General features: G+C 73.1%; 16 protein-coding genes. 7 read left to right on the plus strand and 9 right to left on the minus strand.

The genetic code is table 11. The features are described 5' to 3' along the window. Window positions 1-6: 6 nt before the first annotated feature. The 4 genes from HC362_RS10670 to HC362_RS10685 all read right to left on the minus strand — a co-directional run bounded on the left by HC362_RS10670 (window position 7) and on the right by HC362_RS10685 (window position 6205). Entirely contained in the window at window positions 7-1335 is a 1329-nt protein-coding gene (locus HC362_RS10670) for a hypothetical protein (RefSeq protein WP_243083726.1), read from the minus strand. Continuing rightward, window positions 1332-3446, minus strand: a complete 2115-nt coding sequence (locus HC362_RS10675) for a DUF3492 domain-containing protein (RefSeq protein ID WP_243083727.1) — start codon at window positions 3444-3446, stop codon at window positions 1332-1334. The genes HC362_RS10670 and HC362_RS10675 overlap by 4 nt, the downstream gene beginning before the upstream one ends. Before the next feature lie 221 nt (window positions 3447-3667). Then, entirely contained in the window at window positions 3668-5146 is a 1479-nt protein-coding gene (locus HC362_RS10680) for a DUF3152 domain-containing protein (protein ID WP_243083728.1), read from the minus strand. 3 nt (window positions 5147-5149) lie between these two features. Then, window positions 5150-6205 (minus strand): alpha/beta hydrolase, encoded by a 1056-nt coding sequence (locus HC362_RS10685; protein WP_243083729.1) that lies wholly within the window; start codon window positions 6203-6205, stop codon window positions 5150-5152. 266 nt (window positions 6206-6471) lie between these two features. Between HC362_RS10685 and HC362_RS10690 the strand changes: the two genes are divergently transcribed. The 4 genes from HC362_RS10690 (at window position 6472) to HC362_RS10705 (ending at window position 8553) form a co-directional block, all read left to right on the plus strand. Further along, window positions 6472-6723 (plus strand): hypothetical protein, encoded by a 252-nt coding sequence (locus HC362_RS10690; RefSeq protein ID WP_243083730.1) that lies wholly within the window; start codon window positions 6472-6474, stop codon window positions 6721-6723. Window positions 6724-6938: 215 nt separating this feature from the next. Next, window positions 6939-7562 (plus strand): TetR/AcrR family transcriptional regulator, encoded by a 624-nt coding sequence (locus HC362_RS10695; protein ID WP_209265774.1) that lies wholly within the window; start codon window positions 6939-6941, stop codon window positions 7560-7562. 168 nt (window positions 7563-7730) lie between these two features. Beyond that, window positions 7731-7958 (plus strand): DUF3107 domain-containing protein, encoded by a 228-nt coding sequence (locus HC362_RS10700; RefSeq protein ID WP_243083731.1) that lies wholly within the window; start codon window positions 7731-7733, stop codon window positions 7956-7958. A 235-nt stretch (window positions 7959-8193) separates the two neighbouring features. After that, on the plus strand, window positions 8194-8553 hold the full coding sequence (locus HC362_RS10705) for a hypothetical protein (protein WP_243083732.1): 360 nt from the start codon (window positions 8194-8196) through the stop codon (window positions 8551-8553). Here the strand turns inward: HC362_RS10705 and HC362_RS10710 are convergent. Continuing rightward, window positions 8504-9274: a ferritin-like fold-containing protein gene (locus HC362_RS10710; protein WP_243083733.1), complete on the minus strand. Its 771-nt coding sequence runs from the start codon at window positions 9272-9274 to the stop codon at window positions 8504-8506. The two genes, HC362_RS10705 and HC362_RS10710, sit on opposite strands and share 50 nt — an antisense overlap. Before the next feature lie 531 nt (window positions 9275-9805). Here HC362_RS10710 and HC362_RS10715 point away from each other — a divergent pair. Further along, complete coding sequence (locus HC362_RS10715) at window positions 9806-11425, plus strand: DEAD/DEAH box helicase (protein WP_243083734.1); 1620 nt, start codon at window positions 9806-9808, stop codon at window positions 11423-11425. Between the two features lie 253 nt (window positions 11426-11678). Further along, a complete protein-coding gene (locus HC362_RS10720; RefSeq protein ID WP_243083735.1) occupies window positions 11679-12581 on the plus strand; it encodes an alpha/beta hydrolase in 903 nt (300 codons plus the stop codon). A 3-nt stretch (window positions 12582-12584) separates the two neighbouring features. On the opposite strand, the gene HC362_RS10725 is transcribed toward HC362_RS10720, so the two are convergent. The 3 genes from HC362_RS10725 to HC362_RS10735 all read right to left on the minus strand — a co-directional run bounded on the left by HC362_RS10725 (window position 12585) and on the right by HC362_RS10735 (window position 15096). Next, a complete protein-coding gene (locus HC362_RS10725; protein ID WP_243083736.1) occupies window positions 12585-13193 on the minus strand; it encodes a MarC family protein in 609 nt (202 codons plus the stop codon). Window positions 13194-13431: 238 nt separating this feature from the next. Beyond that, window positions 13432-14277 carry a PHP domain-containing protein gene (locus HC362_RS10730; RefSeq protein ID WP_243088483.1) on the minus strand — a complete coding sequence of 282 codons (846 nt, stop codon included), beginning with the start codon at window positions 14275-14277 and terminating at the stop codon, window positions 13432-13434. 177 nt (window positions 14278-14454) lie between these two features. Continuing rightward, complete coding sequence (locus HC362_RS10735; protein ID WP_243083737.1) at window positions 14455-15096, minus strand: DUF6758 family protein; 642 nt, start codon at window positions 15094-15096, stop codon at window positions 14455-14457. A 213-nt stretch (window positions 15097-15309) separates the two neighbouring features. Between HC362_RS10735 and HC362_RS10740 the strand changes: the two genes are divergently transcribed. Then, window positions 15310-16530 carry an MFS transporter gene (locus HC362_RS10740; protein WP_243083738.1) on the plus strand — a complete coding sequence of 407 codons (1221 nt, stop codon included), beginning with the start codon at window positions 15310-15312 and terminating at the stop codon, window positions 16528-16530. A 38-nt stretch (window positions 16531-16568) separates the two neighbouring features. Here HC362_RS10740 and HC362_RS10745 read toward each other — a convergent pair whose 3' ends face one another. Further along, window positions 16569-17162, minus strand: coding sequence for a suppressor of fused domain protein (locus HC362_RS10745; RefSeq protein WP_243083739.1), 594 nt, complete (start codon window positions 17160-17162; stop codon window positions 16569-16571). Between the last annotated feature and the right edge of the window lie 260 nt (window positions 17163-17422).

The raw sequence follows: 17422 nt of genomic DNA on the forward strand, positions 1-17422 counted from the left end.
CTGCGCTCATGCGGGCACCGCCTCCCGGTGGTGTGCCGAGGCGCCGGCCAGCACAGCGGCCGCGTACGCCAGCAGAACGAGCGCCGCGCAGCCACAGGCGGCGACGGGCACGGCCGTGGCTCCGTGGTGTGCGACCAGGAGCTCGACGGGGCGGCCCAGCACCGCGAGTCCGGGCAGGCGGGCGGCCGGTACGGAGAGCAGCGCCAGGGCCTCCAGCGCACAGGCGGAGGCGAGCCCGGCGAACGCGGCGTGCCGGAAGCCGTGCGCGGTCAGCAGAAGCGCGGTGAACAGCAGCATGCCGCAGGCGCCGGCACCCGCGGCGGCGGACTGCCAGCCGGCCAGCAGGTCCGGCCCGTCCCCGGGAGCACCGGGAGCAACTGCAGCGCCGGACAGGCCGAGCGGGCCGTCGACGACGGCGTGGGCGGCCCACTGGAGCGCCGGAAGACTCACCGCGACGGCGCACACGGCGAGCGCCAGCAGCGGCCGCACTCCGGAGGCGAACTCCTCCAGGCTCCGGCTGCCCACCAGCCTGCGCCGCGCCGCCAGGGCGAACCCGCGCGCGCACCAGACGGCAGGCGCGACAGCGAGCGAGAGCCCGAAAGCGACACCGGGCGAGGGGATACCGGACGACGGAAAACCGGGGCCGCCGAGGGACTCGGGTCCGCCGCCCAGTTGCCGTTCCAGCAGCCGGTCCCCGTACATGGCGTATCCGGTCAGCCAGCAGGCGCACAGGAAGGGCCCCGCGGGAAACCCGGTGGGGCCGACAGCGGGTGGAATGCGAGGTACGAGCCGGACGGCCGGAACGACACTGCCCAGCACGACCGCCGCACCCACCGCGCACAGGGCGACCCGTACCGCCGCGTGGCCGCCGCCGAACAGGACGAGCCAGGCAAGCGTTCCTGCGCACAAGAGGGCGGGCATCAGCGGGAGGACGAGCGGCGCGACCCAGGAGGTCGACCGTTCCGCCCCCGCGGCACCCGTCGGCCGGCGGGCGTCCCCTGGGGCGCACGAACCGGCGGGCGCTCCGGCGGGCGACCCGGCCTGCGATCCGGCGCTCGGCCCGGCGGGCGATCCGGCGGGCGCTTGCGGGACCGGCCCGGCGTGCGCCTCCGTGAACAGTCCGGCATGCGCCTCCGGGTGGGGGGCGCGCGCGTACATCTCTTCGGCCAGGGAGAAGACATCCCGGTGACGGCACCGGGCGGCGGTCCGGTCGGTGACTCCGCTGGCCTCCAGTCCTGCGGCGATCTCCAGCGGGTCGACGGCGCGCTCGCACAGCGCGCGGTGGCTGCGCAGCAGTACGCGTACCGGATCGCCGGGTGCGGGACGTGTCGTCACGGCGCCGTCGCCTCCCCGGGCTCGGCCCCCACGGCGGCCCACTCCGCGACCGGCCGCTCATCCGTGGCCCAGCTCGGGACGTGCGCCAGGCTGCCCCCCGCCACCCGCGTCCCGCCTGGTCGGCGACCAGAACGGCTGCCGGGACGAAGGCCCTCCGCTCCGCTCACCGCGTCGGCCCCCACGCCGCTCACCACACTGGTCGCCGCGCTGCTCGCCGTGCCGCTCGTCGTACTGTCCGTCGTGCCGTTCCCCGTGCCGCTCGCCCAGCGGCCCGGCAGATGAGCCTCAGCGGGGCGGGCGAAAGGGCGCCCCACGTCCTCTCCCGCCGAGTCCTGGCACACGGTCTCCTCCCGGCCGACCGGGTGGCGGGACATCAGTTCCAGGTAGATGCCGCGGAAGGCCTCGACGTTCTGCCGCACCGTGAACAGCTCCAGCGCACGCGCCCGCGCGGCGGCGCCCAGACGTGCCGCGCGCGCCGGGTCACGCAGCAGGTCCGTACAGGCTTCCGCCAGCGCACGGGGGTCGCGCGGCGGGACGAGGAGGCCGGTGCCGCCGACGACTTCGAGTGCGGCACCGACGTCGGTGGAGACCGTGGCCCGGCCGCAGAACATCGCTTCCACCAGCGACACCGGGAACCCCTCGACCACGCTGGAGAGCACCACGACCCCGCCCAGCGCGTAGGCGTCGGCCGGCGTGGGCACGGCGGGGGTGCCGGCCTCCTCGAAGGTGACGGGGCGCTCCGCCCCCTGGGCACCCGGCGGGAAGAGCCGCTCGGCCAGTGCCCGGCAGTGCGCCAGGTAGGTACCGTCCGGGCCGCCGGGGCCCGCTGTCTCGACGATCCGCAGCCGCGCGGTGGGCACCGCCTCGCGCACCCGGGCGAACGCGTGCAGCAGTGTGCCCAGATCCTTGGCCGGGCTGCTGGTGCCCACCCATACCAGCGTGGGTGCTCCGGCAGGCCGTGCCCCGTCGGCCGACGGCAGGTCGGTGACCTGCTCGCCCACGGCGTCGAAGGGGGCCGCGTCCATACCCGGGTAGACGGTGCGCAGCCGTGCGCTGTCCGCACCGCACCTGACCTGCCAGCGCCGCGCGTGGGAGTTCCCCGGGGTGATCAGCTCAGCCTGTTCGTAAGCCTCGCGGGCGAGCCGCCGCTGGAAGGAGGCGAGCAGCGCGCGTACGGGGGCGCCCGCGACGCCGCGCGCGACGGCGCCGGCGGCGCTGGTCAGGTAGTGCTCCCGCAGCCGTACGCCGTACTCGGTGATCAGCAGCGGCACCCCGAAGGCCCGCTTGGCCAGCAGCCCGGGCAGCGCGGCGGGACCGGCACCGACGGCGTGACACAGGTCGGCGGCCGACAGCCCCGGCTCCTCGCCGCGCTGCCCGTACCAGTCCAGCGAGAGGGGGCGCAGCGCGCGCTCCAGGCGCTCGGTGACGGCGAGCAGATCGGGTACCTGCGCGGCGTGCGCCGCGGGGAGTGCGCCCGGCGCACGGCAGGCGGACTCCAGGATGCGTACGGCGCTCTCGGAGCGCAGCGCGGTGGCCAGTCCGCCGCGCTCGGCAGCCAGTTCGGCGAGCCCGTACAGGCCCGCGGCGAAACGGTCCGCCTGCCCGTCGGCGGGCGCGCGACCCTCGCCGTGCGCCCCGTGGGCTCCGCCCGCCGCCGGTGCCGAGAGGCCACCGGCGGGCCGGTCGGGGCGGCCGGACCGGTCGGACCTGCCGTTCCGGTCGCCGCCGTCAGGGCCGGAAGTTCCCTGGCTGCCTGCCCGCTCCAGGGCGCCCGTGCGGGGGTCGGGGTCGGCGTGGTTGGCGCAGACGGCTTCGGCGAGCGCCGCGAAGTGCTCGCGGAAGCGCCGCTTCTCGCGTCGTCCGTAGACGCCGCCCGCGAGGCCGCGCGCGCCCTGCGTTCCGGGCCCGGGCCCCCACAGCGGCGCGGTGCGAACCAGAGCCACGTTGGGGGGCAGTTCGCACCAGCCGGTCTCCTCCTGGCGCGCGCTGCGGCTGAGGGCGAACACCGCGAACTCGTGGCCGTCCAGGCCGCGCAGCAGACGGTCGCACCACAGCGCGGACTCACCCCTCACATAGGGGTAACCACCCTCCGTAAGCAGTGCGATGCGCACGTGCGCACCCCCGATCACTCTCGTGGCGTGCCGGGCGCCTGACGCGGCTCATCGCGTGGCGCAGCGGCGGAACGTTGAAGACGCACCAGACGCTATGCGTGCGCCCCCACCGCGTGCTGGACGGTTGTCCGTCACGCCACCGGAAGGGGTGAACACCCGTGACTTTCGCGCGAGTCGCGCGTTGGGGCCCTCCGGCCGGGCGGCGGCCGGGGACACGTGCCCTAGTCGCGCGGGTACGCCCAGGGGTTGATACGGCAGGTCTTGCCGTTCGTGGTCAGGTACTTGGTCTGCTGCATCATCACCGGCGCCGGCTTGCCGTCGGCCGGGCAGCCCACATGCCCGTGCCCGAGCCGGTGACCGACCTCGTGGTTGACGAGCATCTGCCGGTAGGCGAGCATCTCGTCCGGCCCGTAGGTCGAGGCGCCGCGCGCCCACCGCCAGGCGTTGATCATGACCCGCTCGGTCGCTGCCGAGTCGCAGGACACCTTCTGCTCGCTGGTGTCCAGGCCGGACTTGGCGCACCACACATCGGTGGTGCCGGGGGTGGCCAGGGTGATGACGAACTTGACCTTGCCGGAGGAGACGCGCTCGAAGCTGCGCTTGCCGCCGTGCGCCCAACTGCGCTCGTCGTTGAGCGTCTTGTGCACCGCCTGCGCGAACAGTTCGCCGTCCAGCGGCAGCCCGTTCTCGATGTCCACCCGGTAGCGCACCACCTCGCCCTTGCCGGGGCCCTTCTCGTGGCCCGGCACGGGGGTGAACTTGCCCGAGCCCTTCAGGTCGTCGGCCAGCGGGTACTGGCGGGCCATCTTCGTCTCGTACGACGCGTGTTCACCGCCGGGGGCGGGGCGGCTGCCGCGGTCGGCCCGCTCGGGGCCGGAGGCGGCGGCGTCCGAGTCACCCGGTGTCCGCTCCCCGGTCTTCAGCCCCCGGTCCGCGTCCTTGGCGCCGTGCTCGCCGCCGGCGACCTGCGCGGCGGCGACGATCGCCAGCACGGTCGTGATGGCGGCGGCGACGATCCCGGTGGCGGTGCGGGCCCGGCCGCCCTGCTTCCCGGGTGAGTCCGGGTCAGGGTGCTCGGAGGCCGGCGCCGCACTGTCCGGGGGATCGCCGACGGCGCCGCCGTCCCGGGCCTCTGCGGGCTCCTGCCGGGCACCGGCGACGGGCTGGGTGCCGGCCGCTTGCACGGCGCCGGCGGGGGCGCCGCCGGGCGGTACGGCGCCGGGGGCACCCGCGGCGAAGACGTCGTCCTCGAAGGCGTCCAGATACTCCTGGCGCGGACCACCGGGGCGCTGCCGGCCGACGACAGGTCCGGCCGCGGAACCGCCCGCGGGCCCTGCCGCGGGGCCGCGGAGTCCGGCCTGGCGGGGACGGGGGACGGCATCCGGCTGCTGGGGGTGGCCACCGCGCGCCGGCTGCTCGCCGGTGAACGCGGGAACGCCGTGGGCCGGGGTGGCCTGGGGCCCGGGGCCCACCGGACGGCGGCCGTACCCGGGGGGCGCGGCGGGCGACTGCCCTGCGGGGCCGCCGGGACCGCTCTGCGTGGGCACACCGTATCCCTGTACGCCGGTACCGCCCCGCTCGTGCGGAGCGTTCCGGGGGCGGGTGCGGGCAGCGGCGGCGGGACCGGGGTCCTCCGATATCCGGGCGCGTTCCTCTCTGCGCCCGAGTCCGGCCTTGCCCTTGCGGCTATGGCGTCCCACTTGTCACCTTTCGGGGTTGCCGGGGCCCGCGTGCGTGCGGCCTCCGGCCGAGGAGTCGTTCAGCCGCCGTGTCGCCGGTTCCGCTTCGTCGATCAGCTCACGGACCGCGCCCGCGACGATCTCGGGGTACTCCATCATGGCGACGTGGCCCGCGTCCGGCAGTGCCAGCAGCCGGGAGTCGCGGAAGGCGGCCGAGGCCCGCCGCGCCATACGGAAGGCGACCAGCTGGTCGCGCCCACCGTAGACCAGAAGGGTGGGCGCCAGCACCCGTTCCGCCTGCCGCCACAGCGCGTGCTGCCCGCCCAATGTGTAGGCGTCGACGATGCCCCGTGTCGAGCGGACCATGGCGTCCCAGAAATACGGCAGCTTCTCCCTGCGTGCGTACTCCTCGACGGCCACCGCGAAGTCCTCGGGCGTCACCCGCGCGGGGTCGCCGTAGCAGAGCCCGAGCACGCCGCCCGTGCGTCGCTCGGGCGGCCAGTCCTTGGTCAGCCTGCAGAACAGCGAGGCGATCCCGGGGACCGCCAGCATCGCGGTCGGCCAGGCGGTGCGCTGCGGGGGTATCTCGGGCAGCGCGGGTGAGACAAGTGTCAGCGTCCGTACGAGGTCGGGCCGTACGGCGGCCACCCGGGTGGTCACGGCGCCGCCCAGGGAGTTGCCCAGCAGGTGCACGGGTGCGTGGCCGCAGGAGTCCAGATAGCGGATGACGGCGCGGGCGTGCGCCGAGACCGCGTAGTCGCCGCTGTCGGGCGGCGGGGAGTCGCCGAAGCCGGGCAGGTCGATCGCCTCGCCGCGCACGTCAGGGGCCAGCTGGTGCATCAGCGCCGACCAGTTGAGGGAGGAGCCGCCCAGCCCGTGCACGTACAGCGCGCGCGGACGGGTGTCCCGCGCGGGGTCCACGGAGTCCTCGCGCCTGCCGCGCACGGCGAGTGTCAGTCCCGGCAACGAGACCGTCCGCAACGTCTCCTGCCGCCCGACGCGGGACCGCGTGAGAGAGGCGGACGGGGCAGCGGTTCGGGCCGCGGAGGCGGGGGCTCCCGGCTGCTCGGTTGAGGACATGGAGCAATGTTACGAGACGATCACGCGCGCCCTCACGTGTTCACCGTCACAAGAAGAAGCACACTGGTGTACAGGGAGAGCACGGGCTCGCGGCCGGGGTCGTCGCGCCCCTGTGCCCGTGCGACCCCGCCGGGACGCATCGGGAAGTACGCGGTGGAGCATGCAGTGCGGAGCGGGATGCATCAGGGCGTGCGCCCCGGGTGACCCGCTCCTAGTCTCGTAAGTAGGGCCCTGCTCTCGGGCCCCGCCTGGAAAGGGGAGTCGGCATGTCTGTCAATCCGACCGATCCGGAGACCTTCGACCCCTATGACGCCTACGACGCCTATGACGCCTACGAGGAGGAACCGGAAGGAACCGGGGCCCCCGAGGCCCCCGAGGCGGACGCGGCGGAGCAGCAGGCCGACCTGCTGGTGCAGCGTGACGACCCGCTGACCGGGCGCAGCTACCACGAGGTGGACCCGGCCGACGCGGCGGAGCAGGCGCGTGTGGTGGAGCTGAACGAGGACGACTACCGCTAGAGCGAGCCGATCGAGTACCGGTTGGCGGAGCACACTGATGACGAGTACGGAATCAGGACGAGTACCGCCAAAGCGCCATCGGGCCGGGACTCAACGGAGAGCGGAACCGGACACCGGAGCGAAATTTGATGGGCCGGGAAGCTACCACCTCCGTTACCGAAAAGTACGATGGCGGCGCAGCGCAGCTCGCGCTCAGGAACATTCAGGGAGGCGGCGTGACAGCCATCGAGCAGACCGAGGCGCGCCCGCGTGGCACGCGTCTGCCCCGCCGGGCGCGACGTAACCAACTGCTGGGCGCAGCTCAGGAGGTCTTCGTCGCGCAGGGCTACCACGCGGCGGCGATGGACGACATCGCCGACCGTGCCGGAGTCAGCAAGCCGGTGCTCTACCAGCACTTTCCGGGAAAGCTCGAGCTGTACCTCGCGCTTTTGGACCAGCACTGCGAGGCGCTGCTGCAAGCCGTGCGCACGGCTTTGGAGTCCACCACGGACAACAAGCAGCGGGTGGCGGCGACCATGGACGCGTACTTCGCCTTCGTGGAGAACGAGGGCGGCGCCTTCCGGCTGGTCTTCGAGTCCGACCTGACCAACGAGCCCGCGGTGCGCGAGCGCGTGGACAAGGTGAGCCTGGACTGCGCCGAGGCCGTCAGCGAGGTCATCTCGGAGGACACCAAGCTGCCGTCGGAGCAGTCGATGCTGCTGGCCGTGGGGCTGTGCGGAATGGCGCAGATCACCGCCCGCTACTGGCTGGGCGCGGGACAGCAGATTCCGCGGGACGCCGCGGCCAAGCTGATCTCCTCGCTCTCCTGGCGCGGCATCGCCGGGTTCCCGATGCAGTGACGGACCGGTGCGGCAGCGCGCGGGGCGCGGTTGTTCGCTGCTGGCGTGCGACCGCGCCCCCTCCGCGTCCCTGCTGAGAGCTAGGGTTGCTCCGTACGGCGCGGCTGGCCGCGCATTCGCATCCCGGGCACCGCCATGGGATACCAGGACCGTCGGAGGGACATAGCCGTGGAGGTCAAGATCGGCGTGCAGCACGCGCCTCGCGAGATCGTCATGGAGAGCAAGCAGACTCCGGACGAGGTCGAGAGCACGGTCGCGGCGGCACTGGAGAAGGGCTCCGGGCTGCTCAGCCTCATGGACGAGCACGGCCGGAAGATCCTGGTCCCCTCGGACCGCATCGCCTACGTCGAGATCGGTGAGGCATCGGGCCGCAAGGTGGGCTTCGGCGCGATCTGACCGGGCGGCGCCACCCGGGCGCACGCACGAGAGACATGACGCAGACACGTACGCACACACGTACGAGAAACGCACAGGTGCACGCGGGTAGCGGAACCGGTGTACGCGACTGACGGCGGCCGCGGGGATTCCTCCCGCGGCCGCCGTTTCAGCTTCCGTACCCGAGGGGAGGACGGGGACGACCCCGGACCGCCGGAGCGCGGTCCCGCATCCGGCCCCAACCGAGGAGGTCCTCATGATCTGGGAGGCTCTCGGCTCCGCAGCCCTCGGATTCGCCCTCGCGCTCGCCGCGACCCGGCGCTTGACCGAGCGGCTTCCCGACCGGCGGCTGGTGCTCGCGACGGGCCCGGTCGCCGCACTGGTCGGCGGACTGATCTGTCACACCGTGCTCGGCCCCGGCCACCTGGTGGTGACCTGGTGCGTGGCGCTGGGCTTCAGCACGGCCCTGCTCTCGCTGCTGCTGCGGGACGAGTCACCGGGGCGCCGCCAGTGGCGCCAGGACGCCTTGCCCGCCGCGCAAGGCCCGGCGGGCGCCGGCGTCGCCTTCAGGCAGCGAGACCGAGGGCGGCCATCCGCTTCGTATGGGCCTCGGTGATCCTGGAGAACATCTTGCCGACCTCCGCGAGGTCGAAGCCGTCGGCGACCCCGCCGACCAGCATCGTGGAGAGCGCGTCGCGGTCGGCCACCACCCGCTGGGCCTGGGAGAGCGCCTCTCCCATCAGCCGCCGCGCCCACAGGGCCAGCCGCCCGCCCACGCGCGGGTCCGCCTCGATGGCGGCGCGCACCTTCTCCACCGCGAAGCTGGAGTGCCCGGTGTCGTCCAGCACGCTCAGCACCAGTGCACGCGTGTCGGCGTCGAGCCTGGCGGCCACCTCGCGGTAGAAGTCGGAGGCGATGGAATCACCGACATACGCCTTGATCAGCCCCTCCAGCCAGTCGGACGGGGCGGTGAGACGGTGGAACTCGTCCAGCGCCTCGGCGAACGGCTCCATGGCCGCCGTGGGGTCCTCGTCGATACGCGCCAGCCGCTCGCGCAGCTTCTCGAAGTGGTGGAACTCGGCGGACGCCATCGAGGCCAGCTCGGCCTTGTCCGCGAGGGAGGGCGCCAGCTTGGCGTCCTCGGCCAGCCGCTCGAAGGCCGCCAGCTCTCCGTAGGCCAGCGCGCCCAGCAGGTCGACGACCGCGGCACGGTAGGTCGGGTCCGCCGAAGCGCGCTCCCAGCTCTGGGTGGCGATCGAGGTGGCGGGGGCGGACTGGGCGGCCCCGCTGTCGTCGGAAGACTGGGCTTCGGCGGCGGTCTTGTCAGGCGTCTCCATACCTCGCACGATAGCCCGCAACCGCAGGTCGGACAGGACCCCTCCCGGCCTCAGCCGTCCCACCAGGCCGCAGGTGAGCTCGTACACAACGATTGCCCCGGTACAGATGCGCGGATCCGGGGTACAGTGATATTGGGTCCACCGGATGGCGTGGACTCGCTGCATGCATGAAATGCGGATGCCCGGTCGGTGGCCCGATCGGCTCCGACCCGACAGCCTTCCGCCGGACCGTGCTCCCCGCGCGGACCGCGCTGAGAGGGACCGCTCGCGCAAGTGAGGCGCTTGAGCGGGAGACAGTGGTCCCGCACCGCTAGGCGGGCCGCAACGACGGCCGCCTGGTCGCGGTAGATCCTCTCCTCGCTCCGTCGGCCCACCCAGAAGCTGGGTCGGCCGGACGCCGTAGCCGCATTCGCGCGTCACACAGAAGAGGCAAGCATCCTGTCCACTACGTTCAGAGATCTCGGGATTCTCCCCGAGACCGCCGAGGCACTCGAAGCCGTCGGCATCACATCCCCCTTTCCGATCCAGGAGATGACGCTCCCGGTCGCCCTCGCCGGCACCGACGTCATCGGCCAGGCGAAGACCGGCACCGGCAAGACGCTGGGGTTCGGGCTGCCGCTGCTGGAGTCGGTCACCGTCCCCGCGGACGTCGAGCTGGGCCGCGCCAAGCCCGAGGAGCTGACCGAGGCGCCGCAGGCGCTCGTCGTCGTCCCCACCCGTGAGCTGTGCCAGCAGGTGACCAACGACCTGCTCACCGCGGGCAAGGTACGCAATGTCCGGGTTCTGTCGATCTACGGCGGCCGCGCCTACGAGCCGCAGGTCGAGGCGCTGAAGAAGGGCGTCGACGTGGTCGTCGGCACGCCCGGGCGGCTGCTGGACCTGGCCGGCCAGAAGAAGCTGCGGCTCTCGCAGATCAGGACGCTCGTCCTGGACGAGGCCGACGAAATGCTCGACCTGGGCTTCCTGCCCGACGTCGAGAAGATCATCGAGATGCTGCCCACACGGCGCCAGACGATGCTCTTCTCCGCGACGATGCCCGGCCAGGTCATCTCGCTCGCCCGGCGCTACATGAGCCAGCCCACGCACATCCGCGCCACCGCGCCGGACGACGAGGGCCAGACGGTGGCGAACACGACGCAGCACGTCTTCCGCGCCCACTCGATGGACAAGCCGGAGATGGTCGCCCGCATCCTCCAGGCCGAGGGCCGGGGCCTGGCGATGGTCTTCTGCCGTACGAAGCGCACGGCGGCCGATGTCGCCGAGCAGCTCTCGCGGCGCGGCTTCGCGGCCGGCGCGGTCCACGGCGACCTGGGCCAGGGCGCCCGCGAGCAGGCGCTGCGCGCGTTCCGCAACGGCAAGGTCGACGTGCTGGTGTGCACGGACGTCGCCGCGCGCGGTATCGACGTCGACAACGTCACGCACGTGATCAACTACCAGACGCCCGAGGACGAGAAGACCTATCTGCACCGCATCGGCCGCACCGGCCGCGCGGGCAACTCGGGCATCGCGGTCACGCTGGTCGACTGGGACGACATCCCGCGCTGGCAGCTGATCAACAAGGCGCTGGAGCTGGACTTCAACGACCCGGAGGAGACCTACTCCACCTCGCCGCACCTGTACGAGGCGCTGGGCATCCCCAAGGAGGCCAAGGGCATCCTGCCGCGTACCGAGCGCACCCGCGCCGGGCTCGCGGCCGAGGAGATCGAGGACCTCGGCGAGCCGGGTGGCCGTTCGCACGGCAAGCCCGCCGCGTCGTCCGCCGAGCGCACGCGCCCGGCGCGCAAGCCGCGCCAGCGGCGGCGCACGCGGGGGGCGCTGCGCGCCGGTGAGACCGCCGGGACCGGCCCCAAGTCCGCCGCTCCGGCCGGCAGTGCCGCGGAGCAGGCCGCCGCCACGGCCGAGGGCGCCCCGGGCGCCGAGTCCGGCGAGGGCGGCACCGCGCGCAAGCCGCGCCGCCGTCGGCGCACCCGCGCGGGCGCCGCGTCGGCCGAGGCCGGTGCGCAGGCACCCGCCGCCCAGGAGAGCGGCGAGCGGGGGCAGGCGGCCGTCGCCACCGACGAGGCGCCCCGCAAGCCCCGCCGTCGCAGGACCCGCTCCGGCGCCGCGAGCAGCCGTTCCACCGGCACAGCACAGCAGCCCGCGGAGGGCTGACCCCCCACGCCCCTTCGGCGACAGCGCGCGGCCCGGCACCCCACAGGGGCGCCGGGCCGCGCGCTGTCCGACCCCGACCACCGGGCGCCCCGCAGGCTCCGGAGGCCGAGCCGGGCCGCCAGGTATCCGTTGGTCGGGGCTGCGGCGCCGCGCAGGGCTGGTGGCCAGCGGCCGGAGTGGGCCGGAAGCCGGGTTCCGTCAGGTGCTCGTGGGTCGTTGGTGGTCGGGAGCGCGTGGCGGGTAGCGTCCTGGCATGAGCAAGCCCCCCTTTCTCGCGCTGCCCCCGGGTGTGCGCGCGTACCGGATGGCCACCGAGCGTGGGGAGTTCGCCGTGCACGACACGGGCGGCAGCGGCCGGGCCGGTCGTACGGCCCTGCTGCTGCCCGGGTTCACCGGCAGCAAGGAGGACTTCATCGGGCTGCTGGAGCCGCTGGCGCGGGCCGGGTTCCGGGCCGTGGCCGTGGACGGACGGGGGCAGTTCGAGACGGGCGGGCCGCCGGAGGAGTCCGCCTACACGCAGCGGGAACTGGCGCGGGACGTGCACGCGATCGCGACCGTGCTGGAGCCCGAGCGGCCCGGCACGGTGCATCTGCTGGGCCACTCGCTGGGCGGCCTGGTCGCGCGCGCCGCTGTGCTCGCGGACGCCGCGCCGTTCGCCTCGCTGACCCTGATGAGCAGCGGCCCCGCCGCAGTCTCACCCTCTCAGCAGCAGCGCGTCAGAATGCTGCTGGACGCGATGCGGACCATGAGCATGGCGGCGATCTGGGAGATCATGCAGCAGCTCGACCAGTCGGTGGGCTCGGCTGGCGAGGCGCCCTACTCGCGACGTGAGGTCGAGGAGGCGTCCGCTGCGATGGAGGACTTCCTGCGCCGCCGCTGGCTCGCCAACGTGCCCGAACAGCTCGCCGCGACGGGACAGCAGCTGCTCGCCGAGCGGGACCGGGTGACCGAACTGGCCGCACGGGGGCTGCCGTGCCACGTCGTCTCCGGCGCGGAGGACGACGCCTGGCCGGTGCCGCTGCTGGACGGGATGGCCGGGCGACTCGGCGCCCGCCGTACGGTCGTCACCGGCACGGGCCACTCCCCCAACGCCGAGCGGCCGGAGGAGACCGCGCGCGCCCTCACGGACTTCTGGCTCGGCCTCTCCTCCGGCTGACATTCAGCCCTTGCCCTGGATGAACTGGGTGATGCCGCCGGCGATCTGCTGGACGGCGATGGCCGACAGCAGCATGCCCGACAGCCGCGTGACGAGCACCACGCCACCGTCCTTGATGACGCGGATGATCAGCAGCGAGTACCGCATCACCAGCCACAGCACCAGGTGCATGGCCAGGATCGCCGTCCAGACCGAGAGCTGACCGCCCCAGCCGTCCGCGCGCTGGACGGCCAGGATGACGGAGACGATCGCCCCCGGCCCCGCGAGCAGCGGCATCCCCAGCGGTACGAGCGCCACGTTGACGTCCTTGGTCTGGGTGGGCTCGTCGGACTTGCCGGTCAGCAGATCGAGCGCGACGAGCAGGAGCAGCAGCCCGCCCGCGACCATCAGCGCCGGGATGGAGACGTGCACATAGTCGAGGATCTGCTTGCCGCAGATCCCGAACAGGGTGATCACCCCGAAGGCGACGGCTGCCGCCTGCCACGCCATCCTGCGCCGGACCTTGACCGGCCGACCGGAGGTGAGCCCGAGGAAGATCGGCGTGATGCCGGGCGGGTCCATGATGACGAAGAGAGTGAGGAAGACGGACCCGAACAGGGCGAAATCGAACACGGTGTTGCCTGTGCCTTGCTGAGACGGAACGGAACGGGAGGGGGGCGCGGTGCGACCCCCGAAGGAGGGAGCGGGGTGCCCCGAAGGGAGTGGGCTGAGGCGCACGGGCGTGCGGCGGCGCGGACTCGGCGCGGCGCACAGCGCTCGCGCGCTGCGCGCGCGGTGCCCGCGGAAGCGGCGCGCGGCCTCACCGGGGGGGAAGGCGCGCTTGCCTGGAAGGGTGCCGGAGGGCGGCCGTTCAGCCGGTGACGGGTGCCGCGCCTGAGCCGCGCGCCGCGATCTCGGCGTATACGTCGGGCGCGGTGGTGAACTCGCCGAGTGCGAGGGTTTTGCGGCTGCCGTGGTAGTCGCTGGAGCCGGTGGCCAGCAGACCGAGGTCGGCGGCGAGCCCGTGCAGCCGCTCACGGGTCTCGGGGGTGTGGTCGGCGTGGTCGGCCTCGATGCCGTCGAGTCCGGCCGCTGCGAGCTCCGCTATGGCGCTCTCCGGGACACACTGGCCGCGCTTGACGGCCAGCGGATGGGCGAAGACGGCGACCCCACCGGCGCCCTTGATCAGCCGCACGGCCTCGAACGGGTCCAGTTCGTGCTTGCTGACGTAGGCCCGTCCGTCCCCCGCGATCCACTCCTGGGTGAAGGCGTCGGAGACGGTCTCGACGACGCCTTCCTCGACCATGGCCGCCGCGATGTGCGGGCGGCCGACCGAGCCGTCGCCCGCGATGCGCTGGACCTGCTCCCAGGTGACGGGCACCCCCAGCTCGCGCAGCTTGCCGACCATGGCGCGAGCACGCGGTATCCGGTCGTCGCGCACCAGTTCGCGTTCGCGCGCCAGTTCGGGCTCGGCCGGGTCGAAGAGGTAAGCGAGCATATGGAGGCTGATGTCCCCCAGCCGGCAGGAGAGCTCGGCGCCGGTCACCAGGGTGAGTCCGGCGGGCAGCGCGGCGGCGGCCTCGGCGTGCCCGGCCACGGTGTCGTGATCGGTGAGCGCCACCACGTCCAGCCCGGCGGCCGCCGCGTTGCGCACCAGCTCGGCGGGGGTGTCGGTGCCGTCCGAGGCGGTGGAGTGGGTGTGCAGGTCGATGCGCACTTCGACGGACTCCGAAAGGTGGACGGCGGGACATGACGGGCTCATGGCGAGCGCTCACCAGGATAGCCGCACCGTCCGGCATCCCTTCCGGCGTCCGGCGTCCCCTCCGGCGCCCGGCACTCCTTCCCGCGCCCCTTCAGGCGCCCCTTCCCGAGTCCCTTCCGGCGTTCTCCCGGGTCAGGTGGAGATCAGCCGGGGCGAGAGCGCGCCGCAGGGCACCAGTTCCACTTCGGCGCCCGCGTCCCGCAGATCGGTCAGCACCAGTTCGTCGTAGAGCAGCAGTCCCGACTCCTGGGGCCAGACGATGGCCCACAGCCACAGCCCGTACGCCTCGCCCGCGAAGACGGCGCGGTCCTCGGGTGCGCCACCGACGTGCCAGAGCGGGGTGGGGTGCCCGGCGGCGTGGAGCTTGGCCTGCGGCGGTTTGCCCGCGCAGATGGCGGGGCCGGGGTCCGGGCCCTCGATTCCGGCGTACCGGGCGCCGAGTCCGACCCCCAGTTCCTCGGCGATCAGCAGCAGCTCACCGGGGCCGCCGAGCGGTGCGGGTCCGGAACAGGCCACAGCGGTGGCCCGGCCGCCGCTTCTGTCGTCACCGGCGCAGGCGACGCCGGTGAACAGCCACCCGACGGGGAGCGGCCACGGCATCCATACGGGCACCTGCGTCCGGCCCACCACGACGGCGAGCGCTTCAACGCTGGGCGGGAGGACCGGCTGGAGCGGGTGCACGGCGCCGTGCACGCCGCACTGCCAGGTGTCGGCGAAGAGTCCGGGCGCCCTGACCCGGCCACCGCACTTCGGGCAACTGGGTTCGCCCCTCATGGGGCCTAACGGTCCTACCGGGTCGCCTTCCCGTCAAGGACGATCACCCACCTGGACCTGGGGCCTGAGCCGCACGGTGCGTGAGGTCCTCGGAAGAAGAGGCGATGACCTGCTGATCCTATAGATGTCATTTGCATTAATTAGCCTGTCTAACTTATCGTGTGCACACACCAACCATTTCTCCCCGACGAGAACAGGTAAGGAGCGGCAGGCATGAGTGGTGATCCGTTCGACGAGGGCGGCGGCAGTATCCTCCGCCAGCCGAAGGCCGTATGGGCGACGGCGGGCGCGTCCGTCGTCGCCTTCATGGGCATCGGCCTGGTCGACCCGATCCTCCCCTCCATCGCGAAGGGCCTGGAGGCGACCCCGAGCCAGGTCTCCCTTCTGTTCACCTCCTACTTCCTGATCACCGCCGTGGCGATGCTGGTCACCGGCTTCGTCTCCAGCAGGATCGGCGGCCGCAGGACGCTCCTGCTGGGACTGGCGCTGGTGGTGGTCTTCGCCGGGCTCTCCGGCTCCTCGCACTCCGTCGGCGAACTGGTCGGCTTCCGCGCCGGCTGGGGCCTGGGCAACGCCCTGTTCGTCTCCACCGCGCTCGCGGTGATCGTCGGCGCGGCAGCGGGGGGAAGCGCCGCGGCGATCCTGCTGTACGAGTCGGCGCTGGGCCTGGGCATGGCCTGCGGGCCACTGCTGGGAGCCGTCCTGGGCGACGCCAGCTGGCGCTTCCCGTTCTTCGGCACGGCCGTGCTGATGGCCATCGGCTTCCTCGCCATCACGGCGTTCCTCAAGGAACAGCCCAGGCCCGCGCGGAAGACCTCGCTGCTGGACCCGGTCAAGGCGCTCGGCCACGGCGGACTGGCCTCGGCTGCCGTCTCGGCGTTCTTCTACAACTACGCCTTCTTCACGGTGCTGGCGTTCACCCCGTTCGTACTCGACATGTCGCCGTACCGCTCCGGTGCGGTGTTCTTCGCCTGGGGCGTGCTGCTGGCGGTCTTCTCGGTACTGATCGCGCCGCGGCTCCAGGAGCGCTTCGGGTCGCTCCGGGTACTGGGCGCCTCGCTGGTCCTGATGGCCGTCGACCTGGTGGTGCTGGGATACGGCAACCACACGGCGGCCATCGCCTGCACCGTCGTCTCCGGCGCGTTCATCGGGCTCAACAACACCGTCTACACCGAGCTCGCGCTCGGCGTCTCGGACGCGCCCCGCCCGGTCGCCAGCGCGGGCTACAACTTCGTCCGCTGGTTCGCGGCCGCAGCGGCGCCGTTCCTGGCACCGAAGATCGAGGAGTGGACGGACATCCACGTCCCGTTCCTGGTCGCAGCGCTCGCCGCGCTGGTGGGCGCCGGCGTCGTGGCAGCGCGGCGCGGAGCCCTGACGACGCAGGCCGAGGAATTGCTGCCCTCACCCGTGGAAGCGCAGCCCGCGAAGGTCTGACCTCTTCACGTTCTGCGGCCGAAGGGGCGGCCGATGGGTCAGTCCCCCAGTGGAACCGCCCCGCGCAGTGGATCGCGGAGGTCCGTCTCGTGGCTGAGCCACCGCCGGCGGAGCGCTTCCGCGCCATGGACGCGCTTCCACGCGGCCTCCGTCGGCGTCATGGGCAGCAGCGGCAGGAAGCGGACCGGGTCCCGGGGCGCCTCCAGCGGCAAGTCCTCGACCAGACCGCCGGGTTCGGCCACCAGCACGGAGGTGAAGGGCGCTCCGGGCCACAGCGGCTCCCCGGTGTCCAAAGAGGCGCCCGGGGCGACCACGACGCCCTCCACCTGCGGCGAGGCAGCCAGCACGGCCAGCGGCCGCAGGACCTTGTCCGTGTCGGCCGTCCCGGCGCGTACGGTCAGCAGCAGCTCGGCGCGCGGTCCCACCTCAGGGTCGGCGAGCGCCTGCGCGGGATCGGTCATCGGTGCGGCCGACATACCCAGGGTGGCGTAACGCACAGTGCCCGCATCGGCGTCCAGGAACCGCAGCACCTCGATGCGCTCGGTACCCAGAAAGGTGACCGAGGCACGGGCGTCGGGTTCGCCGAACGCCCTGCGCAGCCGGGAGTCGACCAGAGTCAGGACGTCGTTCATCCGGCGAGCATAGAGCGCGGTACGAGCACGTCCCGGTGGGGCACCGGTATGTAAGAAGGCGGCAAAGCCCTGTCGCGAACGGGCGCGATGGGCACGGGGACCGTTGTTGCAGTGCTACCGTTGGCTGCCGGTCAAGGCGTGTACACATCGTCCCCCACAGGGGCCCGGCCGGAGGAGGTGGGACTGACATGGATCCGAGTCGACCGTGCAGTACCAGCCGCTCTTCCTGCCCGGCAGCGACCACGCCACTGAAGCCCTGA

The sequence above is a fragment of the Streptomyces sp. 891-h genome (genome assembly GCF_022760275.1).
In the GTDB taxonomy this organism is placed as follows: Bacteria; Actinomycetota; Actinomycetes; order Streptomycetales; family Streptomycetaceae; genus Streptomyces; species Streptomyces spirodelae.